Source organism: Psychrobacillus sp. INOP01 (assembly GCF_018140925.1).
Lineage (GTDB): Bacteria > Bacillota > Bacilli > Bacillales_A > Planococcaceae > Psychrobacillus.
Genome location: NZ_CP073315.1, coordinates 2,128,573 through 2,149,814, shown reverse-complemented (window position 1 = coordinate 2,149,814; position 21,242 = coordinate 2,128,573). Strand labels below are relative to the sequence as shown.

Annotated in this window: 23 protein-coding genes; 16 read left to right on the top strand and 7 right to left on the bottom strand. The window is 35.1% G+C overall.

Annotated elements, in window-relative coordinates; translation table 11 throughout:
* Positions 1–19: 19 nt before the first annotated feature.
* The 5 genes from gyrB to dnaA form a co-directional block, all read right to left on the bottom strand.
* A complete protein-coding gene (gyrB, locus tag KD050_RS10905; protein WP_211896270.1) occupies positions 20–1,942 on the bottom strand; it encodes a DNA topoisomerase (ATP-hydrolyzing) subunit B in 1,923 nt (640 codons plus the stop codon).
* 93 nt (positions 1,943–2,035) lie between these two features.
* Positions 2,036–3,151: a DNA replication/repair protein RecF gene (gene recF / locus KD050_RS10900; protein WP_211896151.1), complete on the bottom strand. Its 1,116-nt coding sequence runs from the start codon at positions 3,149–3,151 to the stop codon at positions 2,036–2,038.
* 1 nt (position 3,152) lies between these two features.
* Positions 3,153–3,380, bottom strand: coding sequence for a S4 domain-containing protein YaaA (gene yaaA / locus KD050_RS10895; RefSeq protein ID WP_211896269.1), 228 nt, complete (start codon positions 3,378–3,380; stop codon positions 3,153–3,155).
* Between the two features lie 100 nt (positions 3,381–3,480).
* Positions 3,481–4,617 (bottom strand): DNA polymerase III subunit beta, encoded by a 1,137-nt coding sequence (gene dnaN, locus KD050_RS10890; RefSeq protein WP_211896150.1) that lies wholly within the window; start codon positions 4,615–4,617, stop codon positions 3,481–3,483.
* Positions 4,618–4,789: 172 nt separating this feature from the next.
* Positions 4,790–6,133: a chromosomal replication initiator protein DnaA gene (gene dnaA, locus KD050_RS10885; protein ID WP_211896149.1), complete on the bottom strand. Its 1,344-nt coding sequence runs from the start codon at positions 6,131–6,133 to the stop codon at positions 4,790–4,792.
* 516 nt (positions 6,134–6,649) lie between these two features.
* On the opposite strand from dnaA, the gene rpmH reads away from it, so the two are divergent.
* The 11 genes from rpmH (at position 6,650) to KD050_RS10830 (ending at position 16,514) form a co-directional block, all read left to right on the top strand.
* A complete protein-coding gene (gene rpmH, locus KD050_RS10880) occupies positions 6,650–6,784 on the top strand; it encodes a 50S ribosomal protein L34 (protein WP_090567297.1) in 135 nt (44 codons plus the stop codon).
* 64 nt (positions 6,785–6,848) lie between these two features.
* Positions 6,849–7,193: a ribonuclease P protein component gene (gene rnpA, locus KD050_RS10875; protein ID WP_211896148.1), complete on the top strand. Its 345-nt coding sequence runs from the start codon at positions 6,849–6,851 to the stop codon at positions 7,191–7,193.
* Positions 7,194–7,261: 68 nt separating this feature from the next.
* On the top strand, positions 7,262–8,032 hold the full coding sequence (gene yidC / locus KD050_RS10870) for a membrane protein insertase YidC (protein ID WP_211896147.1): 771 nt from the start codon (positions 7,262–7,264) through the stop codon (positions 8,030–8,032).
* Positions 8,029–8,784 (top strand): RNA-binding cell elongation regulator Jag/EloR, encoded by a 756-nt coding sequence (jag, locus tag KD050_RS10865; protein ID WP_211896146.1) that lies wholly within the window; start codon positions 8,029–8,031, stop codon positions 8,782–8,784. Before yidC ends, jag begins: the two co-directional genes overlap by 4 nt.
* Positions 8,785–9,019: 235 nt before the next feature.
* Positions 9,020–10,405, top strand: a complete 1,386-nt coding sequence (gene mnmE, locus KD050_RS10860) for a tRNA uridine-5-carboxymethylaminomethyl(34) synthesis GTPase MnmE (protein WP_211896145.1) — start codon at positions 9,020–9,022, stop codon at positions 10,403–10,405.
* Between the two features lie 22 nt (positions 10,406–10,427).
* Positions 10,428–12,317, top strand: coding sequence for a tRNA uridine-5-carboxymethylaminomethyl(34) synthesis enzyme MnmG (gene mnmG / locus KD050_RS10855; RefSeq protein WP_211896144.1), 1,890 nt, complete (start codon positions 10,428–10,430; stop codon positions 12,315–12,317).
* Positions 12,318–12,340: 23 nt separating this feature from the next.
* On the top strand, positions 12,341–13,057 hold the full coding sequence (gene rsmG / locus KD050_RS10850; protein WP_211896143.1) for a 16S rRNA (guanine(527)-N(7))-methyltransferase RsmG: 717 nt from the start codon (positions 12,341–12,343) through the stop codon (positions 13,055–13,057).
* 91 nt (positions 13,058–13,148) lie between these two features.
* Entirely contained in the window at positions 13,149–14,018 is an 870-nt protein-coding gene (gene noc / locus KD050_RS10845; RefSeq protein WP_211896142.1) for a nucleoid occlusion protein, read from the top strand.
* 135 nt (positions 14,019–14,153) lie between these two features.
* Entirely contained in the window at positions 14,154–14,915 is a 762-nt protein-coding gene (locus KD050_RS10840; protein WP_211896141.1) for a ParA family protein, read from the top strand.
* Positions 14,908–15,744 (top strand): ParB/RepB/Spo0J family partition protein, encoded by an 837-nt coding sequence (locus KD050_RS10835; protein ID WP_211896140.1) that lies wholly within the window; start codon positions 14,908–14,910, stop codon positions 15,742–15,744. Before KD050_RS10840 ends, KD050_RS10835 begins: the two co-directional genes overlap by 8 nt.
* A gap of 65 nt (positions 15,745–15,809) precedes the next feature.
* Complete coding sequence (locus KD050_RS10830; RefSeq protein WP_211896139.1) at positions 15,810–16,514, top strand: DUF554 domain-containing protein; 705 nt, start codon at positions 15,810–15,812, stop codon at positions 16,512–16,514.
* On the opposite strand, the gene yyaC is transcribed toward KD050_RS10830, so the two are convergent.
* Positions 16,470–17,069, bottom strand: a complete 600-nt coding sequence (gene yyaC, locus KD050_RS10825; protein WP_211896138.1) for a spore protease YyaC — start codon at positions 17,067–17,069, stop codon at positions 16,470–16,472. The genes KD050_RS10830 and yyaC overlap by 45 nt on opposite strands.
* A 78-nt stretch (positions 17,070–17,147) precedes the next feature.
* Between yyaC and KD050_RS10820 the strand changes: the two genes are divergently transcribed.
* The 3 genes from KD050_RS10820 (at position 17,148) to ychF (ending at position 19,397) form a co-directional block, all read left to right on the top strand.
* Positions 17,148–17,966 carry a mechanosensitive ion channel family protein gene (locus tag KD050_RS10820; RefSeq protein ID WP_211896137.1) on the top strand — a complete coding sequence of 273 codons (819 nt, stop codon included), beginning with the start codon at positions 17,148–17,150 and terminating at the stop codon, positions 17,964–17,966.
* Positions 17,967–18,008: 42 nt separating this feature from the next.
* A complete protein-coding gene (locus tag KD050_RS10815; protein ID WP_211896136.1) occupies positions 18,009–18,209 on the top strand; it encodes a DUF951 domain-containing protein in 201 nt (66 codons plus the stop codon).
* 87 nt (positions 18,210–18,296) lie between these two features.
* Positions 18,297–19,397, top strand: a complete 1,101-nt coding sequence (gene ychF, locus KD050_RS10810; protein ID WP_211896135.1) for a redox-regulated ATPase YchF — start codon at positions 18,297–18,299, stop codon at positions 19,395–19,397.
* Between the two features lie 245 nt (positions 19,398–19,642).
* On the opposite strand, the gene KD050_RS10805 is transcribed toward ychF, so the two are convergent.
* Positions 19,643–20,194 (bottom strand): DUF3267 domain-containing protein, encoded by a 552-nt coding sequence (locus tag KD050_RS10805; protein WP_211896134.1) that lies wholly within the window; start codon positions 20,192–20,194, stop codon positions 19,643–19,645.
* Positions 20,195–20,360: 166 nt separating this feature from the next.
* On the opposite strand from KD050_RS10805, the gene rpsF reads away from it, so the two are divergent.
* The gene (gene rpsF / locus KD050_RS10800) at positions 20,361–20,669 is read left to right on the top strand and encodes a 30S ribosomal protein S6 (protein WP_211896133.1); all 309 of its coding nucleotides are present in this window, start codon (positions 20,361–20,363) and stop codon (positions 20,667–20,669) included.
* Positions 20,670–20,709: 40 nt separating this feature from the next.
* On the top strand, positions 20,710–21,213 hold the full coding sequence (gene ssb / locus KD050_RS10795; RefSeq protein ID WP_211896132.1) for a single-stranded DNA-binding protein: 504 nt from the start codon (positions 20,710–20,712) through the stop codon (positions 21,211–21,213).
* Positions 21,214–21,242 lie beyond the last annotated feature (29 nt).

The following is a 21,242-nucleotide window of genomic DNA, read 5'->3' as shown; positions in this document are numbered from 1 at the left end:
CCTCCAGTCACACACTTTCTTAAATATCTAAGTTTTTCACGTATACAGCATTTTCTTCAATAAATAGACGTCTTGGCTCTACTTCCTCGCCCATCAGTTGTTCAAATATCTTATCCGCTTCCATTGCATTATCTAAATTTACTTGTAGTAATGTACGTTCTTCCGGGTCCATAGTTGTTTCCCAAAGTTGGTCTGCATCCATTTCTCCCAAACCTTTATAACGTTGAATATTTGGTTTTGAAGTTTTAGGTAACCGGTCTAAAATCTCTTTTAATTGTTCCTCATTATAGCAATATTCTACATGCTTCCCTTGTTTAACTTGATACAAAGGTGGCTGAGCTGCATATACATAACCAGCCTCAATTAATGGTCTCATAAAACGGAAGAAGAATGTAAGTAGCAATGTCCGAATATGTGCTCCATCAACATCAGCATCTGTCATAATAATAATCTTATGATAACGAGCTTTTTCTAAAGTAAACTCTTCTCCAATACCTGTTCCAAGTGCAGTAATCATTGCACGAATCTCTGCATTTCCTAAAATTCGATCTAAGCGTGCTTTTTCCACATTTAGAATCTTACCACGTAAAGGCAGTATTGCTTGGAAATGACGGTCACGACCAGATTTAGCAGAACCACCGGCAGAGTCACCCTCTACAATATATAGTTCACTTTCTGCAGGGATACGAGAAGAGCAGTCTGCTAATTTACCGGGTAAACTAGAAACCTCTAGTGCCGATTTTCGACGCGTAAATTCACGAGCTTTTTTAGCAGCTACGCGAGCTCTAGCAGCCATTAAGCCTTTTTCCACTATTTTTCTAGAAATTTGAGGATTTTCTAATAAAAATCGATCAAACCCTTCGGAAAATAGACTATTAGTAATAGGGCTTACTTCGGAGTTACCTAATTTTGTTTTTGTTTGGCCTTCAAATTGAGGATCTGGGTGTTTTATGGAAACAATTGCAGTTAAACCTTCCCGTACATCATCCCCAGATAAATTGGTATCTGCCTCTTTTAACAAGCCATTCTTTCTTGCATAGTCGTTTATGACACGAGTTAATGCAGTTTTGAAGCCAGATTCATGAGCTCCACCTTCGTAAGTACTAATATTATTAGCAAAAGATAAAATATTTGAAGAGTATCCTGAATTGTATTGCATAGCAATCTCTACAGAAATTCCATCTTTTTCACCTTCAACAAATATTGCTTCTTCTGTTATAGGCTCTTTGGATTCGTTTAAATCTTCTACGTACGATTTAATACCACCCTCGTAGTAATATTTAACTGTTTTTTCTTTTCCTTCTCTTTCATCTGCAAGTGTTATAGATAACCCACGATTTAAATACGCAAGTTCACGTACACGATGTTCAAGGATTTCGTACTCGTAAATAGTAGTTTCCGTGAAAATCTCATCATCTGCTTTAAATCTAGTAGTTGTTCCAGTTACATCCGTGTCTCCAATAACTTCTAGAGGAGAAGAAACTGCTCCACGCTCAAATTTAATAAGATGAATTTTTTCGTCACGTTTAACATATACTTCTGTATATTCGGATAGGGCGTTTACTACTGAGGCACCTACACCATGAAGTCCTCCGGATACTTTATATCCACCGCCACCAAATTTACCACCTGCATGTAGAACCGTCATGATTACCTCTACTGCCGGCTTACCCATTTTTTCTTGTGTGTCAACTGGTATACCACGGCCATTGTCTTCTACTCGGATCCAGTCATCTTTTTCGATAGTAACAATAATATGGTCACAGTAACCTGCTAATGCCTCATCAATACTGTTATCAACAATTTCCCAAACAAGATGATGAAGCCCTTTTGAACTTGTCGTACCAATATACATCCCTGGACGCTTACGAACAGCTTCTAATCCTTCTAATACTTGTATCTGATCAGCATCATAAGATTGATTCAGTTCTTTTTCTTCCATTGCCAACTTGTTCACCCACTCTTTCATTCGTTCAATAATGGTGATTCATTTATAAACTTTTTCTATTTGTACATTTGTGTTCGTTGTATGTTTTTACTGGTCTACTATTGCACCTTGTTCCACATGAAACAATTCAGCTTGTTGAATTGTTTCATGTGCAATGCCTTCAACACTTGTAGTCGTAACAAACGTTTGGACATCTCCTTGAATTGTATTTAATAAGTGAGATTGTCGATAGTCATCTAGTTCGGATAGAACGTCATCCAGTAATAAAACAGGAGATTCACCAACCTCCTGTTTTATTAATTCAATTTCAGCGAGCTTCAAAGACAATGCTGTTGTACGCTGCTGCCCTTGAGATCCATAAGTTTGTACATCATAGTCGTTTACAAAGAATTGTAAATCATCGCGATGTGGTCCAATTAAGGATACTCCACGATAGAGTTCTCTATTCTGATTCTCTGCTATTTTTCTTTCAAGATGATTTTTCATTTCATTTGCTGACCATTCTGGTTGAATTCCAGTTGAAGAATTATAGGAAATTCGCAATTTTTCTAAGCCTCTAGAAATCCCAAAGTGAATTGGTTCCGCCCATTGTTGTAACAATTGCATAAAATGAAATCTCTTTTGAATCACTTTTATTGCTGCATCTATATATTGTTCCGTATAAACATCGAACATCACATCATTTAATATAGGCTTACCTTGATGTTGTTTTAAAATATGATTTCGCTGTTTCATTATTTTTTGGAAATGAAGTAAATCATGTAAATAAATAGGGGAAATTTGACCGATTTCCATATCGAGAAATCGTCTTCTCACTTGTGGACTTCCTTTTACTAAATATAAATCCTCTGGTGCGAACATTACGACATTAAGTTGACCTATATAATCACTTAATCTTGTTTGCTCTAGATGGTTTACCTTGGCTTTTTTTCCTTTTTTTGAAAGAATCAATTCTAAAGGTAAATGCCCATACTTTTTTTGTATATCTCCTTTTATTTTACCATAGTCTGCTTCCCAACGTATCAATTCTTTATCGTTAGAAGTCCTATGAGACTTTGCCATGGATAATACATAGAGAGATTCCATTAAATTTGTTTTACCTTGCGCATTTTCACCTATTAACACATTAATTTTAGAGGAAAAGTTCATTTCAATTGAATCGTAATTTCGGAAATCTTTTAACTCTAATCGTTCAATATACATGTCAATCCCCGTTCTCAGGTCCAACCAACTGAAATCTTCCTACTCCTGGTATGTTCACTACATCATCATGGCGTAATTTACGACCTCTTCTTTGATCTACTTCCCCATTGACGTATATAACATGCTCACTTAAGAACCATTTAGCCATCCCGCCTGAGCTAATTGCATCTGTCATCTTTAATAATTGACCAAGTGTGATAAATTCTGAGTCAAATCGAATTTTTTCCAACAATAATTCAACCTCTTCTCATTTTCATTATCCCTTCATTTTACTCCAAATAACGAAATAAGTAAAAAAGATAGCCACAATCGTGACTATCTCTTAAATATTAGTAAGTTCTAACTGGTAAAATCAGTTGTAATATCGAATCATCATGTACAGATTTCAATATAAATGGTCTCATAGAGCCTGTGAATAAAATTTTTACATCTTGACCATCAATAGCTTTTAAAGCATCCATCATATATTTGGCGCTAAATGAAATTTTTAATTCTTCCCCATCTATTTCTTCTGCTTGAATTTGTTCTTCTACATTACCTATCTCTGGAGAGTTAGAAGATACTTCTACAAATCCATTACCTAAAGTTGAAAAGCGAACAACATTGTTTCTTTCTTCACGTGCAAGTAAAGAGGCTCTGTCTATAGCTTGCAATAACGATTTACTGTTTACTAAAATAGTTGTTTTGCTCTCACTAGGGATCAATCTTGAAGTGTCTGGATAATTACCCTCTAATAATCGTGAATAAAATAGTACATCGCCTGTTTTAAATAGAATTTGTTGTTGAGTCATCACAATTGCTACTTCCGATGATGTTTCCTCTAAAATTTTATTTAATTCATTTAAGCTTTTCCCAGGAATTACTATACTGTATTCTTCCTCTGGCAAATCTTTAATAACTGTTTTTCTTTTAGCTAATCGGTGACTATCAGTAGCTACACAGTGAAGTTCCCCTTCTTTGACTTGCCAATTGACACCTGTAAGAACAGGACGGCTTTCAGAAGTAGATACTGCAAATACAGTTTCTTTAATAATAGATTTGAGTAAATCAGATGCAATAAAGAATTGTCTCTCTTCCTCTATTTGAGGAAGTAATGGATATTCTGATGCATCCAACCCAATTAAATTGAATTCCGATTTTCCTGATCTAATATGTGTTTGGAATTGATTGGTTACTTCTATTTCTACATCATTTGTTGGTAACTTACGTACAATTTCATTAAATACTCTTGCTTGTAAAACAATAGAACCTGTTTCTGTAATACTGATAACTTGTTCTCCATTTTTTTCAACAGGTATAAAAGTTTGAATAGTAATATCTGAATCACTACCAGTAATATAAAGTCCTTTATTAGTTACTTCTAGTTTTAATCCAGTTAGAATTGGAATTGTTGTTTTGGAACTTACTGCTTTTATAACATCACTTAATCCCTCTAATAAACTATCTCTCATTACTTCGAATTTCATTTTTATACCTCACTTATATAATTATATTTATTTAAAAGAATAATAGATATAGTACTAGGGCTTGTGGATATGTTGATAAGTCTTTTTTTGCTTACTTAGAGCTACTTGTCCACATGTGCATAAGTTGTGTTTAAGTAATCTAGTAAACTAAGCATTTATCCACAAACACTTTTTATCTTCCAAGAATAGACTTAATTTGTTTAACGTCATCTTGAAGATTTGTATCTTCTTTTAGCATTCTAGAGATTTTTTCATGAGCATGAATCACAGTTGTATGATCACGCCCTCCAAATTCTTCCCCAATTTTAGGCAATGAAAAATCAGTTAATTCTCGTGAAAGATACATTGCTACTTGCCTTGGAAATGCAATCGACTTTGTGCGTTTTTTAGCGACAAAATCTTCTAACTTAATGTGAAAATGCTCCCCAACTACTTTTTGGATATCTAAGATTGTAATAATTCTTGGACGAGCATTTGGCAGTATGTCTTTAAGAGCCTCTGCTGCTAAATCGATATTAATATCCTTATTTATAAGAGAAGAATAGGCCACTACTCGTATGAGAGCACCTTCTAATTCACGAATATTGGAATCTATTTGATTTGCTATATATGCCATCACATCATCTGATATATCTAATCCATCAGCACGTGCTTTTTTGCGTAAAATAGCAATACGAGTTTCTAGGTCAGGTGGAGCAATATCTGTGATTAGTCCCCATTCAAAGCGAGAACGTAAACGATCTTCTAAAGTAGGAATTTCTTTAGGCGGACGGTCACTTGAAATGACAATTTGCTTGGATTCCTCATGTAGGGCATTAAAAGTATGGAAAAATTCTTCTTGAGTTGATTCTTTTCCTGCAAGGAACTGAATATCATCTATTAGTAGAACATCTACATTTCTATATTTATTACGGAAATTGACAGCTTTATTATCTCTAATGGAGTTTATAAACTCATTTGTAAACTTTTCAGAAGATAAATAAACCACTTTAGCATTTGGATTGTGTTCTTGTACATAATGACCAATCGCATGCATTAAGTGGGTTTTTCCTAATCCAACTCCTCCATATATGAAAAGTGGGTTGTAGGCTTTAGCGGGAGCTTCAGCTACAGCTAAAGATGCTGCATGAGCGAAGCGATTACCAGATCCAATGACAAATGTGTCAAATGTATTTTTAGAATTTAACATCCCTGGTGAAAAATCTGGTTGATCTCCATCATTTGGAGGCATTTTTGGTTTAGGAATGTCGAAATCATCCATTTCTTGAGTTTTTGGTACAACAAAAGATATAAGTAGTTCATTACCGGTTAACTCAGTTAAAATACCAGCTATTAGGTGAACGTAATGATTCTCTAACCAATCCCTAGCAAATGAATTGGGCGCAGCTATCGTGACAGTTTCTCCTTTATATGAAAGTAGTTTGGTCGACTTCAGCCAAGTTTCAAAACTTGGTTTCGATGTTTTCTTTTCTACTTCAGAGAGAACTTTAGCCCAAAGTTCTTCTAAATGTTCCAATTATCCAGTCTCCTTTACTGTAGATTTGATAGTTAAACTCTTTTCTCAAAAAATAAAATATGTATAACAAAATTCGACATATACACAAATCCACTGACTGTGGATAACCTTTATAAAGTCATGGGAATAAATTTATCCACAGATTACTAACAACTGTGGATAATAAAAAAGAGTGAAATATTATTGAAAAAGTAAAACACAAATATCGTACCAAAAAAACATTGGAATTACAAGAAATTTAAGAGTTATCCACATTAATTTAATTATTAACAATATAAGTTGTCCACAATAGAATAATATGTGAAGAATATGTTTATAAGTATTGTGGATAATTTTTCGAGGGATTTTTTTATATACAGGTACAAAAATAGATTCATTCATAATTGTGGATAACTGAGTATTACTAAAAGAGAAGAGAATTATTGAAAGTCATTGACAAAACTACTGCAATTTATATATAATATCGGAGACTGTCTTAAGAAGTTTGAAGATGATCACTCAGGAGGTGTCATATAGATGAAACGTACATTCCAACCAAATACACGTAAACGTGCCAAAAATCACGGTTTCCGCGCACGTATGAGTACAAAAAACGGTCGACGCGTAATTGCAGCCCGTCGTGCTAAAGGAAGAAAAGTATTATCAGCATAAGTCCACTGACCATTTCAGTGGTCTTTTTTTTCTTTTAAAACGATTAGTTGGAGCTGGTGAGAAGATGAACAAGAAACAACGTATTAAAAAAAATGCAGAGTTCCAGACAATTTTTAAGAAGGGTAAGTCCTTTGCGAATAGACAATTTGTTGTGTACTGCTTAAATAAAGAAGAAGATTATTATCGGGTTGGATTATCTGTCAGTAAAAAGGTAGGAAATGCAGTAGCCCGTAATCGTATTAAACGATATATTAGACAAACCTTCCTTGAAATACATGATCAAGTATTTCCGAACATGGACTATATTATTATCGCTAGAAATCCGGCGGCCAAGTTAGACTTTCATGAAACCAAAAAAAGTTTAGAACATGTTTTGAAAGTAGCTAAAGTCTTAAACAAAAAAAGTTAGTAGTAACTTTTTTAAGAAATGGTAAGATGAAATGAAGAGATATATAAGACTTATTAGGGGGAAGAAGGTTGAATAAACGTTTATCACTTGTACTATTATTAATAGTAACTACTGCCTTACTAGCAGGATGTACAGAATTTAATGAGCCAATCTATGATAACTCAGAAGGATTTTGGAATGAATATATCGTATGGCCATTAGTATCATCCATTACGTTCTTTAAAGGAATATTAGGCACATATGGTTTGGGTATAATTGCGGTAACAATAATTATTCGTTTAGTATTACTACCATTAATGATCAAGCAAACGAAAAGCTCTAAAAATATGCAAGAGGTCCAACCTGAATTACAAAAGTTAAAAGAAAAATATAGCTCTAAGGATGCTGTAACACAACAAAAATATCAGCAGGAAATGATGGCGCTCTTTAAAGAAAGAGGAGTTAATCCTGCAGCTGGATGTTTACCAGTTTTTGTTCAAATGCCGATATTAATTGGTTTCTATCACGCAATTAGTCGTATGAATAATACGCCAGAGATTAATCTTGGAGATTTTGCTGGCTTTGCACTAGCAGAACCTAGTATTTTCCTAGCTATTCTGGCAGGTCTTATGCAATTGATCGTTTTACGTACTGGTCCAGCAATGGATAATCCTCAAATGAAGCTTATGATGTATATTATGCCATTTATGATTATGGGATTTGGTATCGTGCTACCAGCTGCATTGACTTTGTATTGGGTTATTGGAAATATTATTTCTATCCTTCAAAATTTATTCATTTACAAACCTTGGAACAAACCAAAAACAACACCTGTTAAAACGGGAGGACCAAAAAAATGAATCAGATTACACAAACTGCACCTACAAAAGAAGAAGCTATAACAGTTGCACTTGAAAAGCTTGGTGTTTCAAGAAATGACGTGTCAATTAAGGTAGTGGAAGCAGGTAAAAAAGGTTTTCTTGGATTTGGAACGAAGCCTGCAGTTGTTGAAGTAACTGTTTTGAAAAAAGAACAAGAACTAAAAGTAGAACAAGTACAAGCACAAGAACAAGAAAAAGTTGAAGAAGTAGCCGAACTAGAAAAGACAGTCGCAAATGTGTCGGTTATGGAAGAAGAACCAACTATTAAAGAAACAAATGAACTAGCAGTAGAAGAAACAAAAAGCTATATAAATGAAATTGCAAAAGAAATGAGTATTGACGATTTAGTTATAAATGAAAAAAGAGAAGGAAAGTTTATTCATCTTCACCTGAATAGTGAGAAAGCAGCTATGCTAATTGGGAAGCGTGGGCAAACATTAAATGCTCTAGAAAATTTATCACAACTAGTTGCCAATAAATTTTCTAATTCCTTTATAATTATTAAATTAGATGTTGGTAATTACCGAGAACGAAGACAAGAGTCATTGGAGCAACTAGCAGAAAGAATGGCAGACAAAGCTACTCGAACTGGCGACAAGGTAGAATTTGAACCGATGTCATCATTTGAACGAAAGATAATTCATAATGCATTGTCTGTACGAGTAGATATTGAAACCTATTCAGTAGGAACGGATCCAAATCGTTATCTAGTCATCGAACCAATTAAATAACCTTTAAACGGATTTCAGCTATGTAAAACACTGAAGTCCGTTTTTCTTGCTTTTTAACAAACTTTTTTATGCATAATCATCTTATCTCTAACTTTAGGTATTTTTGTTCACATATGTAAAAGTATCAATACTTCTGATTTTAGTTGTTTTATGGTATTGTTATATGTTAGATAGTCGTGTTCGTTTTTGTTATACACATGTGGATATGTATGGATTTGTAAGGAGGTGGACACCTGTGGAATTTGATACAATAACTGCTATTTCGACTCCTATGGGAGAAGGCGCCATTGCAATAGTGAGATTAAGTGGATCTAGTGCAATAGCTATAGCAAATAAAATATTTCGTTCGCCAAACGGAAAAGATTTATTTGAACAGAGTTCTCATACCATTCATTACGGACATCTAGTTGACCCTAAAACGGATGAGGTTGTAGAGGAAGTCATGCTGTCCTTAATGAAAGGTCCAAAAACATTTACAAGAGAAGACGTAATTGAGATAAACTGCCATGGAGGACTAGTTTCTGTTAATCGAGTACTACAGTTAGTATTAATTAACGGTGCCCGACTTGCAGAACCAGGTGAGTTTACCAAACGTGCTTTTTTAAATGGAAGAATTGATTTGTCACAAGCTGAAGCCGTAATGGATTTAATAAGAGCAAAAACAGATAAAGCAATGAATGTTGCATTAGGGCAAATGGACGGTCGATTATCAAGACTTATTGCAACATTGAGGCAAGCACTCTTAGAGACTTTGGCGCAAGTAGAAGTAAATATCGATTATCCAGAGTACGATGATGTGGAAGAAATGACACTTCCGCTAATGATCGAAAAATGTACTTGGGTCATGGAAGAAATCGACAAATTACTTTTGACATCATCTCAAGGTAAAATACTAAGAGAAGGGCTATCTACAGCGATTATTGGTAGACCAAATGTAGGGAAATCATCTCTATTAAATAGTTTAATACAAGAAAATAAAGCAATTGTGACAGATATAGCTGGAACAACGAGAGATATAATAGAAGAGTACGTTAATGTACGCGGTGTTCCATTAAAGTTGGTTGATACTGCTGGTATTCGAGAAACAGAAGATATTGTGGAAAGAATTGGCGTAGAAAAATCTAGACAGGTACTTAAAGAAGCAGATCTTATATTACTTGTATTAAATAGCGCTGAACAGTTAACGATGGAAGACCGAAGATTGTTCGAAGCAATTGAAGGAATGGATTATATCGTTATTATCAATAAAACTGATTTACCAACCGAAATAGATATAGATGAAGTTAGAAATTTATCGAGTCATAAACGTATAGTGACCACTTCTTTGCTACAAGAAGAAGGTGTAGATGAATTAGAAGAAGCGATTGCCTCATTATTCTTTGAAGGTTCAATCGAAGCGTCAGATATGACTTATGTTTCAAATGCTCGTCATATATCATTATTAACTTTGGCAAAATCTACTATTACAGATGCATTAGAAGCTGCACAGAGCGATGTGCCTGTGGATATGATACAAATAGACGTTACTAGAACGTGGGAGATATTAGGTGAAATAACAGGGGATACAGTAGAAGAAAGTTTGATTGATCAACTGTTTTCACAATTTTGTTTAGGAAAATAAAACACGAAAGGAAGTTACGAACATGCCGAAGTTTGAAGCAGGCAAGTTCGATGTGATTGTTGTAGGAGCTGGACATGCAGGCGTGGAGGCAGCTTTAGCAGCTGCTAAAATGGGTGCAAATACCTTAGTTCTAACAATTAATCTTGATATGATTGCATTTATGCCTTGTAATCCATCGATCGGAGGACCTGCAAAAGGAATTGTTGTGCGTGAAATAGATGCACTTGGCGGGGCCATGGGAAAAGTTATAGACAAAACACATATTCAAATGAGAATGCTGAACACGGGGAAAGGACCTGCTGTTCGAGCGCTACGTGCGCAAGCAGATAAAGTATTATACCAACATGAGATGAAGAGGCTTTTAGAGGAGCAAGAAAATTTAACGATTCATCAAGCTGTAGTAGAGGAATTATTAGTGGAAGACGATAAAATCATTGGTCTTGTTACACAAGTTGGTGCAGTTTACCGTGCAGAAACAGTCGTAATTACGACTGGGACTTTCCTACGCGGTGAAATTATTATAGGGGACTTAAAGTATTCAAGTGGTCCAAATAATCAGCAGCCTTCCATTAAATTGGCGGATAGTATTCGTGATTTAGGATTTGATCTAGTCCGTTTTAAAACAGGAACTCCACCACGTGTTAATAGTAAAACAATAGATTATAGTAAAACAGAAATCCAGCCTGGAGATGATGTTCCGAGAGCATTCAGTTTTGATACAACTGAATTCATCATGGATCAATTACCTTGCTGGTTAACATATACAAGTGAAACGACACATCAAATTATTAATGATAATCTACATTTATCACCAATGTATTCTGGTATGATTAAAGGAACTGGACCAAGATATTGTCCTTCAATTGAAGACAAAGTAGTCCGCTTTAATGACAAGCCGCGTCATCAGATTTTCTTAGAGCCAGAAGGTAGAAATACACGTGAGGTTTATGTTCAAGGATTATCCACAAGTCTTCCAGAGCATGTTCAACGCCAGCTTCTAGCATCTGTTCCGGGACTTGAAAATGCAGAAATGATGCGTGCCGGATATGCAATTGAGTATGATGCAATGGTGCCGACACAATTATGGCCGACATTAGAAACTAAAAAAGTAAAAAATTTATATACAGCAGGCCAAATCAATGGGACTTCTGGTTATGAAGAAGCAGCAGGTCAAGGCTTGATGGCAGGAATAAATGCAGGTTTACGAGCACTTAAGAAAGAAGAAAAAGTGTTAAGTAGATCAGATGCATATATTGGTGTATTAATTGACGACCTAGTAACGAAAGGAACGAATGAACCTTATCGTTTACTTACTTCTCGTGCAGAATATCGTTTATTACTTCGACACGATAATGCCGATTTAAGACTATTAGAAATTGGATATGAAATTGGCTTAGTTCCAGAAACACGATATAATAAATTCTTAGAGAAAAAGAAAAGAATAGAAGATGAGTTAGCTCGTTTACGATCTACAATGATAAAACCAAATGACATGACCCAAGCTTTAATACGAAGTGTGGAAGGTAGCGAATTGAAAGATGGGATTCGTGCAGCAGATCTGTTAAAACGAACTGAAATGAACTATGATTTAGTAGCTCAATTATCACCTTCTGAGGTAGAATTAGTTTTAGAAGAAAAAGAACAAGTAGAGATACAAGTTAAATATGAAGGGTATATTGAAAAATCTCTTCAGCAAGTAGAAAAACTTAAAAAAATGGAAGACAAAAAAATTCCTGAGAATATTGATTATGATGCAATCAATGGTATTGCTACAGAAGCAAAACAAAAACTGATGCAAGTCCGTCCGTTGTCGATTGCTCAAGCATCTCGTATTTCAGGAGTAAATCCAGCTGATATTTCTATTCTTCTTATATATATTGAACAAGGAAAAATAGCTAAAATCACTGAATAGTCTAAAATGATAAGGAGAACTACATGAACGAAGAACAATTTGTACAAGCCCTTCATGAAAAAGGAATAGATTTGAGTAGTACACAGTTAAAACAATTTCAAACTTATTTTATGCTACTAGTGGAATGGAATGAAAAGATGAATTTAACAGCAATAACTGATGAAGCATCTGTTTATTTAAAGCATTTTTTCGATTCCATTAGTGCTTCTTTTTATGAAGATTTCACAGGAGAATATTCTATTTGTGATGTTGGAGCGGGGGCAGGCTTTCCTAGTATTCCTTTGAAAATTTGTTTTCCTAATTTAAGTGTCACAATTGTAGACTCTTTAAATAAAAGAATTCAATTTTTAACTCATCTGAGTCAAGAACTTGGATTAACAAATGTTCATTTTGTACATTCCCGTGCAGAAGACTTCGGGCAAAATAAAGAATATAGAGAAAATTATGATATTGTAACTGCAAGAGCTGTCGCAAGACTTTCCGTGTTATCTGAACTTTGTCTTCCTTTATTGAAAGTTGGAGGGAAATTTATAGCGATGAAAGCGGCTAGCGCTTCTGAGGAATTAAAAGATGCTTCTAAAGCATTATCCGTTTTAGGTGCGGAAAAAACTGCTGATTATTCATTTCTGTTACCAATAGAAAATAGTGAAAGAACGTTGTATGTCTTTTCTAAAACTAAAAGCACACCGAAAAGATACCCTCGAAAACCAGGTATTCCAAACAAAACACCAATTATTTAATGAGGAACGTTCCACGTGAAACATTTAAAGTATAATTATTTTAATCGTGAATATTTTGTGTATAGAGTTTCGAAAAGGTGGTGCGGGTAAGATGAAAAGTCCTTTTTCACGTTTTTTTGGAAGTTCTGAAAAACAAGGGCAGGAAGAAATGATCGAGCCAAGGCAAAATCATTTAGAAGAAGTTTTAAATATAGCAATTGAGAAAATAGTACCTAACAGATATCAACCGAGAACTGTTTTTGATGATGAAAAAATAGAAGAACTAGCAAGAACTATCCATACACACGGCGTAATCCAACCAATCATTATCCGGAAAATGGATGATGAAAAGTACGAAATAATTGCTGGAGAGCGTCGCTTTAGAGCGATGACCAAGTTAAAATGGGCTGAGGTTCCAGCAATAATTCGTAATTTAAGTGATAAAGAAACTGCTTCGATTGCTTTAATAGAAAACTTACAACGAGAAGAGTTAACAGCTATAGAAGAAGCGGTAGCTTATCAAAAATTATTGAAATTGCATGATTTAACACAAGAAGCACTGGCACAACGTCTAGGTAAAGGACAATCTACAGTTGCAAACAAACTGAGATTACTAAAGTTACCTCAGGAAGTTCAAGAAGCTATTATGAAAAAAGAACTTTCGGAAAGACATGCTCGTGCATTAATGGCTATCAAAGAAAAAGATACACAACTAGAACTGATGAACATGTCAATTGAAAAACAATGGAATGTTAAGCAGTTAGAAGAAAAGGTTAATGAAATTATTAACCCGCCAGTAAAAAGTGGTAAGAAGGATAAATCAAAAAGAAAAGTAGTAAGTAAAGATGTCCGTATTGCATTAAATACTATTAAACAATCTTTATCGATGGTTACTAAAAGCGGTATTAACATTAAAACTGAAGAAGAAGATACAGAAGAATTTTATCAAATTACTGTAAAAATCCCTAAAAAGAAATCATAATATACTATCTTATTTCAACTCTCGCACATTATTTGCGAGAGTTTTTCTTTTGTAACAAGAATAACACCCATTTTCTACTCAAAATTTGATAGAATATAGAAGTGGCTATTATATAGTAAGAAAGTTGGTGCAAGTGTGGGGAGAATTATAGCAATCGCCAATCAAAAAGGTGGGGTAGGGAAGACAACTACATCCGTGAATTTAAGTGCCTGCCTTGCATACTTGGGGAAAAAGGTATTACTAGTCGATATAGATCCACAGGGGAATGCTTCCAGTGGAGTAGGGGTAAACAAAGGTGAGGTTCAGCAATGTATTTATGATGTACTCATTGATGATGTTAGTGTTAAAGAAACCATCCAAGAAACAAAAGTTGAAAATTTACATATAGTTCCCGCTACTATTTCATTGGCTGGTGCAGAAATAGAATTAGTATCTACTATTTCTAGAGAAGTCCGCCTAAAAAGAGCCTTACAGGAAGTACAAGGTCTTTATGATTATATAGTTATAGATTGTCCACCATCGCTGGGATTATTGACGATTAATTCATTAACTGCTTCTGATGCAATTATTATTCCAGTACAATGTGAATTTTATGCTTTAGAAGGTTTAAGTCAATTGTTAAGTACTATACGTTTAGTTCAAAAGCATTTAAATAAAAATCTCTCAATTGATGGTGTGTTACTAACAATGTTTGATGCACGTACAAATTTAGGTATTCAGGTAATTGAAGAAGTAAAAAAGTATTTTCAAGATAAAGTGTATAAAACAATTATTCCTAGAAATGTCCGACTAAGTGAGGCACCAAGTCATGGGGAACCAATTATCATTTACGATCCGAAGTCTAGAGGAGCAGAAGTATATTTAGAACTAGCGAAGGAAGTGATTCGTAATGGCTAAAGGATTAGGAAAGGGTATTAATGCGCTTTTCCCAGGAGAAGATATAGATCAATTAGAACATGTTGAACAAATTCTCATAATTGATATTAAACCAAACCCTTTTCAACCACGTAAAATATTTGACGAAGAGGCTATGAAGGAACTTTCCGAATCTATTAAGGAACATGGCGTTCTGCAACCAATTATTTTAAGGAAAAAAGGTTCGAAGTTTGAAATTGTAGTAGGAGAAAGAAGATTCAGAGCATCTCAGTTAGCAAATTTAGAAGTAATCCCCGCTGTGATAAGAGAACTTAATGACCAGCAGATGATGGAACTTGCAATTCTTGAAAATCTTCAAAGAGAAGATTTAACAGCAATTGAAGAGGCAGAGGCATACCAAAATTTAATAGAACATTTAAACTTAACTCAAGAACAACTTGCTTTTAGGTTAGGAAAAAGTAGACCACATATAGCAAACCATATTCGTTTACTATCTTTACCTCAAGTTGTTAGAGAAGCAATCTCCGATGGCACTTTATCAATGGGACATGGGAAAGCACTTCTTGGGTTAAAGAAGAAAAAATCCATACCGTTAATAATGCAAAAGTCAATTAAGGAAAACTTAAATGTAAGACAACTAGAGGCTCTAGTACAACGTTTAAATGAAAATGTTCCACGTGAAACAAAAAAAGTCCAAAAGGATATCTTTACGAAAGAAAAGGAATCTGAGTTAAGAGAAATTTTCGGAACTCCTGTTTCTATTGTTAAAAATAAGGATAAAGGTAAAATCGAAATTGAGTTTTATTCAGATGATGATTTAGAAAGGATATTGCAATTATTAGAAGATTAAGAACCTATTCCTTAGGCGATGCCTAGGAATAGGTTATATTTTTATTATTGGAATGAGGCATGGTGATGGTTTTATTAGGGACATTGGTAAATGCTGTCTTAATAGTAGTAGGCGCATTAATTGGTAGATTATTAAAAGGAATTCCTGAAAATATGAAGCAAACGGTTATGAATGCAATAGGGATAGCAGTTGCTTTGTTAGGTATCAAAATGGGATTAGAAAGTGATAATTTTATACTGCTCATTATTTGTATTGTTTTTGGGGGCGTAATAGGTGAATGGATTGATTTGGATAAATGGCTGAATCGATTCGCTCAGTACTTAGAAGCTAAAATGGGATCAAAAAAGAAGGGTGGAGGTATAGCACAGGGATTTGTTGCAGGAACGTTAATATTTGTAATAGGAGCAATGGGAGTACTCGGGGCCCTTAACGGAGGTTTACAAAACGATCATGAACTATTGATCAGTAAAGGGATAATTGATGGATTTACATCTATTGTTCTGTCTGCAACTCTAGGGATAGGTGTCCTTTTCTCTGCGATTCCTGTAGCTATATATCAAGGAGCAATTGCTTTGTTTGCTACCCAAATTACAAAAATAATACCAGAGGCTGCACTTGAATTGTTTCTTCAAGAAATGACAGCTACTGGCGGTATTATGATTATTGCTATTGGACTTAATCTTTTGGGGGTAACAAAGGTAAGAGTGGCAAATCTATTGCCAAGTTTAGTTATTGTCGGTATTGCTGTTGCTATTATTTATAACTTTTAAATTATAACGATGCCACGCTAAAAGTAGCGAACGAGAGATGACTCTTCCCATTTCATAAGTTAGATGAAGCCTAGTACTTTGTAAAACATTATATTCCATGAAACCTCCGATATTTACAATTGCTTTAATAGAGATTTCTCCGATTGGAGGTAATTCTTTTTTTACTGCTTTGCCCGGATATAAGGGACCAGGATGAACGATAATTTGTCCAATATTATTTGCGTTTCCTAAGCAAGCATCTATAGCTATAATATAAGGGGCTTTTGGAGAGCTTCGAATGGTCTCCGTAATTTCTTCAATGTTTAGTGCATGTAAAGGATTATCCAATGTACCGACAATTTCAAATGGAAATGACTTAAGTTGTGATAGGAAAGAACCCGTCATCGGTCCGAGTGCATCTCCAGTAGAGCGATCGGTGCCTATACAACAAAAAACTAGATTTGGGTGGTCAAATGGTATTTGTTCTATAAAGTAGTTGCTTAATCGCCAAATTGCGCCTGTTTCCTTATAATAAATTGTAGAAGGTTCGGTAATAGTAGTAGCAGAAGAGTTCATATAATTACTCACTTTCTTTTTAAAGTCAGTATATGCATCTAGGAAATTATTTATTCAAGTGAGGTGGAAACAATTAGAATGGAAGAAACAATTCAAAATTTGAAGGATTATTTATTTAAAGAAGAGACTTGGATACAACTTGGGCTTGTTGTTATTAAAGTTATGCTTATTTTATTAGTAACTGCAATTGCGATAAGAGTAGGTAAACGTCTTATACAAAAGGCTTTCTTAGTAAGACAGAGAAGTCCTTTAGGGTATTCTGAGCGTAGGCAAAATACATTACTGAAGCTTCTTCAAAATGTTTTAACTTATGTTGTGTATTTCAGTGCTATTATAGCTATTTTGACTGTTTTTGGTATAAAAGTGGCCGGTTTGCTTGCTGGTGCAGGAATTGTTGGTCTAGCAGTTGGTTTTGGGGCCCAAAGCTTAGTGAAAGATGTCATTACAGGCTTTTTTATTGTATTTGAAGATCAATTTGCGGTAGGAGATCAAGTACAGATAGGGACAGCCAATGGAATTGTACAGGAAATAGGTTTACGTACAACAAAAGTGAAAAGTTATACGGGAGAACTTCATATAATTCCAAATGGTAGCATTTTAGTCGTTATAAACTATTCGATTTATAACTCCTTAGCGTTAATAGATATCAGCCTTGCACCTGAAAATGATATTCCATCTATGGAAAAAAACATTGAGGAGTTTCTTAAAGAATTACCTAACAAATATGAAGAACTTGTTAAAACACCTAGTTATCTTGGGGTACAAAGTTTTGATGCATCCGAAATAGTTGTACGATTTACCGCTGAGACTATACCTACGAAACAAAACAGCGTTGCTAGAAAAATTAGAAGAGATTTAATAGAGTTCCTTGAACAAAAAGGCATTAAAATTTCATAACTCCAATGATTGTTTACTAAAGAAAAATAAGTAGGTGATAAAATGGAAAAGAAACAATTTCAACTAAATGACATAGTAGAAATGAAGAAACAACATCCATGTGGAACGAATGCTTGGAAAATCATTCGTATGGGAGCTGATATTCGCATAAAATGCGAGGGATGCCAACATAGTGTAATGATACCAAGAAAAGAATTTGAAAAGAAGATGAAGAAGCTTATTGTAAAAGCTGATGCTGAGTAATGATAGACTTTTATTGCTAAAATCAATATAATGAACAAGTTGTATATAAAGTTTAAGGTTTTAAAATAATGAAGGGCTGTGACATATATGGCGTTAACTGCAGGAATCGTAGGATTACCAAACGTAGGAAAATCTACATTGTTTAATGCAATAACAAAAGCTGGAGCACTTGCAGCAAACTATCCATTTGCTACTATCGATCCCAACGTAGGGGTCGTTGAAGTACCCGATGCACGTTTAGATAAATTAACAGAATTAGTAGTACCAAAGAAAACCGTTCCTACTGCGTTTGAATTTACGGATATCGCAGGAATTGTGGAGGGTGCAAGTAAGGGAGAAGGACTTGGAAATAAATTCCTAGCTCACATCCGTGAAGTAGATGCAATCTGTCAAGTTGTTCGTTGCTTCGAAGATGAAAATATCACGCATGTATCTGGAAAAGTGGATCCAATCTCTGATATTGAAGTAATTAACCTAGAGTTAATATTAGCAGATTTAGAAAGCGTAGATAAACGCCTGGCTCGAGTAACTAAAATGGTAAAACAAAGAGATAAAGAGGCGCTGGCAGAAGAACCAGTTCTTACTCGCTTAAAAGAGGCTTTTGAAGCGGGGAAACCAGGTCGTTCGGTTGAGTTTACGGAAGAAGAGCAGCGCGTAGTAAAAGGCTTTCATCTGCTAACAACAAAACCAATGCTTTACGTTGCAAACGTTTCAGAAGATGATATCATGGCTGATGGCGAAAATGAATATGTACAAAAAGTACGTACATTTGCTGCTGAAGAAGGCGCACAGGTAATACTTATATGTGCAAAAATTGAAGAAGAGATGGCAGCACTAGAAGATGAGGAAAAAGCTATGTTCCTAGAAGAATTAGGAATTAAAGAGTCTGGGTTAGACCAGTTAATCAAAGCTTCTTATTCATTAATAGGTCTAGCAACATACTTTACTGCCGGAGTGCAAGAAGTACGTGCTTGGACATTCCTAAAAGGTATGAAAGCTCCTCAATGCGCAGGGGTTATCCACTCTGACTTTGAAAAAGGATTTATCCGTGCAGAAACAGTTGCCTATGATGATTTAGTTGAAACTGGATCAATGGCTGCTGCAAAAGAAGCCGGCAAGGTTCGTTTAGAAGGAAAAGAATATATCGTTCAAGACGGAGACGTAATGTTGTTCCGCTTCAACGTATAAGTATAGAAAGAAAAGGATTAGTGAGAAATCACTGATCCTTTTTTATAGATAAGAAAGTATATAATTTATCGTGCTGCGAATCAAGTGTCCATAGTACTTTAAAGAATTAATCGATACAACTGATTTCCGTTACAGGTGGACGCTTTCCGCGGGAAGAGGCTGAAGCCGTGCCCACGGAAAGCGTCCGCTCGGAGGGGAAATCAATGGCATATCTACATTATTATTTTTAAAGGACCGGGCTTTTTTTACCCGGTTTTTCTTAATACATATAACCTAGGTTTCACTGGATCATCTTTAATCAACAGATCGTTTGGATATTTTCTGAGCTCTTTATACATAGCAAAGTCTCCAGCAGCGCCAGCGATTAGCCAAGCGCCTAAGAGAACGAGCATAAGAGAACCCATCCAAAAGCCAATAATCATTGGTAAAACACCAGTAACCCAAAAAGGAAGTAATAAAGCCTTTTTCATAGCGCTGTTTTGTAACGGAATAGTAGTAGTAGCATAGGCTACACCCATTTGAAGATTAATCCCATAATCCATACTACTCCAAGGTGCAGTGCCAAAAAACCAAAACCCAACAAGATGAAAGCATTCGTGCAAGACGATTAATACGACATAACCGATAAAGAACCAGAGGAAGTTCCAAAACGAGAAAGTTATTTCTGTAACATTAGATAACCAAGGAAATAGAATTAGTCCTATTATGGATAGACCCACAGTTAATCCAATACTAAACCACGCGACCCTTTTTAGATCAATATCAATTACAACTAACGTTTCTTCATTATTTTCCATATAATCCTCCCATTTTAAATAAATATACATGAATGAGCAGAATAATGACAATCATCCTTGATACGATTGATAAACTATGTTACAATTCATTGATGTGAGTAATAGAATTACTTGCTCCTTGTCGGCTTTTCATAGTCGGCCAAAGACCATAGGGAGGTGTAAATAGATGAGAAAGTACGAATTAATGTACATTATTCAACCAGCAATTGAAGAAGAGGCAAAGAAAGCTTTAGTAGAGCGTTTCCAAGAAATCTTAACTTCAAATGGTGCAGAAATCATCGAAGCAAAAGAGTGGGGTAAACGCCGCTTAGCTTACGAAATCAATGACTTGCGTGAAGGTTTCTACCAAATCGTTAAAGTAAACGCTGATTCAAAAGCAATCGATGAGTATACACGTTTAGCTAACATCAATGAAGACATTATCCGTCACATTGCTGTTCGTATCGACGATATTAAAGTTAAAGCAAAAAAATAAAATTGACTAAAAAAAGCTGATCAAGGGAGGTTGTTTACAGATGATTAACCGTGTCGTTTTAGTTGGAAGACTAACAAAAGATCCGGAACTTCGCTATACACCAAGTGGTGTTGCAATGGCAAGATTTACACTAGCTGTAAATCGTACATTCTCCAACCAACAAGGTGAAAGAGAAGCTGATTTTATCAACTGTGTCGTTTGGAGAAAGCAAGCTGAAAACACAGCAAACTACTTGAAAAAAGGAAGTTTAGCTGGTGTTGAAGGTCGCATTCAAACGGGTAGTTATGAAGGACAAGATGGAAAACGTGTTTATACGACAGACGTTGTTGCAGACAGCGTTCAGTTCTTAGAACCACGTAATGGCTCTGGAGAACGCAACCAAGGTGGACAATCATCTGGTGGCAATGGACAGCAGCAATTTTCAACACCTTCATATCAACAAAACCAACCAATGAATCAGCAAAACTATACACGTGTAGATGAGGATCCTTTTTCTAATAGTAGTGGGCCAATCGAAGTATCGGATGACGACTTACCATTCTAAAAAGCATCACTTAGCATGTTTACTTTAAT

Excerpts from the sequence above, each read along its gene's own strand:
- gyrB (WP_211896270.1), bottom strand. The coding sequence starts at position 1,942 with ATGGAAGAAAAAGAACTGAATCAATCTTATGATGCTGATCAGATACAA.
- recF (WP_211896151.1), bottom strand. The coding sequence starts at position 3,151 with ATGTATATTGAACGATTAGAGTTAAAAGATTTCCGAAATTACGATTCA.
- dnaN (WP_211896150.1), bottom strand. The coding sequence starts at position 4,617 with ATGAAATTCGAAGTAATGAGAGATAGTTTATTAGAGGGATTAAGTGAT.
- rpmH (WP_090567297.1), top strand. The coding sequence starts at position 6,650 with ATGAAACGTACATTCCAACCAAATACACGTAAACGTGCCAAAAATCAC.
- rnpA (WP_211896148.1), top strand. The coding sequence starts at position 6,849 with ATGAACAAGAAACAACGTATTAAAAAAAATGCAGAGTTCCAGACAATT.
- jag (WP_211896146.1), top strand. The coding sequence starts at position 8,029 with ATGAATCAGATTACACAAACTGCACCTACAAAAGAAGAAGCTATAACA.
- mnmG (WP_211896144.1), top strand. The coding sequence starts at position 10,428 with ATGCCGAAGTTTGAAGCAGGCAAGTTCGATGTGATTGTTGTAGGAGCT.
- rsmG (WP_211896143.1), top strand. The coding sequence starts at position 12,341 with ATGAACGAAGAACAATTTGTACAAGCCCTTCATGAAAAAGGAATAGAT.
- noc (WP_211896142.1), top strand. The coding sequence starts at position 13,149 with ATGAAAAGTCCTTTTTCACGTTTTTTTGGAAGTTCTGAAAAACAAGGG.
- KD050_RS10835 (WP_211896140.1), top strand. The coding sequence starts at position 14,908 with ATGGCTAAAGGATTAGGAAAGGGTATTAATGCGCTTTTCCCAGGAGAA.
- KD050_RS10830 (WP_211896139.1), top strand. The coding sequence starts at position 15,810 with ATGGTTTTATTAGGGACATTGGTAAATGCTGTCTTAATAGTAGTAGGC.
- yyaC (WP_211896138.1), bottom strand. The coding sequence starts at position 17,069 with ATGAACTCTTCTGCTACTACTATTACCGAACCTTCTACAATTTATTAT.
- KD050_RS10820 (WP_211896137.1), top strand. The coding sequence starts at position 17,148 with ATGGAAGAAACAATTCAAAATTTGAAGGATTATTTATTTAAAGAAGAG.
- KD050_RS10815 (WP_211896136.1), top strand. The coding sequence starts at position 18,009 with ATGGAAAAGAAACAATTTCAACTAAATGACATAGTAGAAATGAAGAAA.
- ychF (WP_211896135.1), top strand. The coding sequence starts at position 18,297 with ATGGCGTTAACTGCAGGAATCGTAGGATTACCAAACGTAGGAAAATCT.
- KD050_RS10805 (WP_211896134.1), bottom strand. The coding sequence starts at position 20,194 with ATGGAAAATAATGAAGAAACGTTAGTTGTAATTGATATTGATCTAAAA.
- rpsF (WP_211896133.1), top strand. The coding sequence starts at position 20,361 with ATGAGAAAGTACGAATTAATGTACATTATTCAACCAGCAATTGAAGAA.
- ssb (WP_211896132.1), top strand. The coding sequence starts at position 20,710 with ATGATTAACCGTGTCGTTTTAGTTGGAAGACTAACAAAAGATCCGGAA.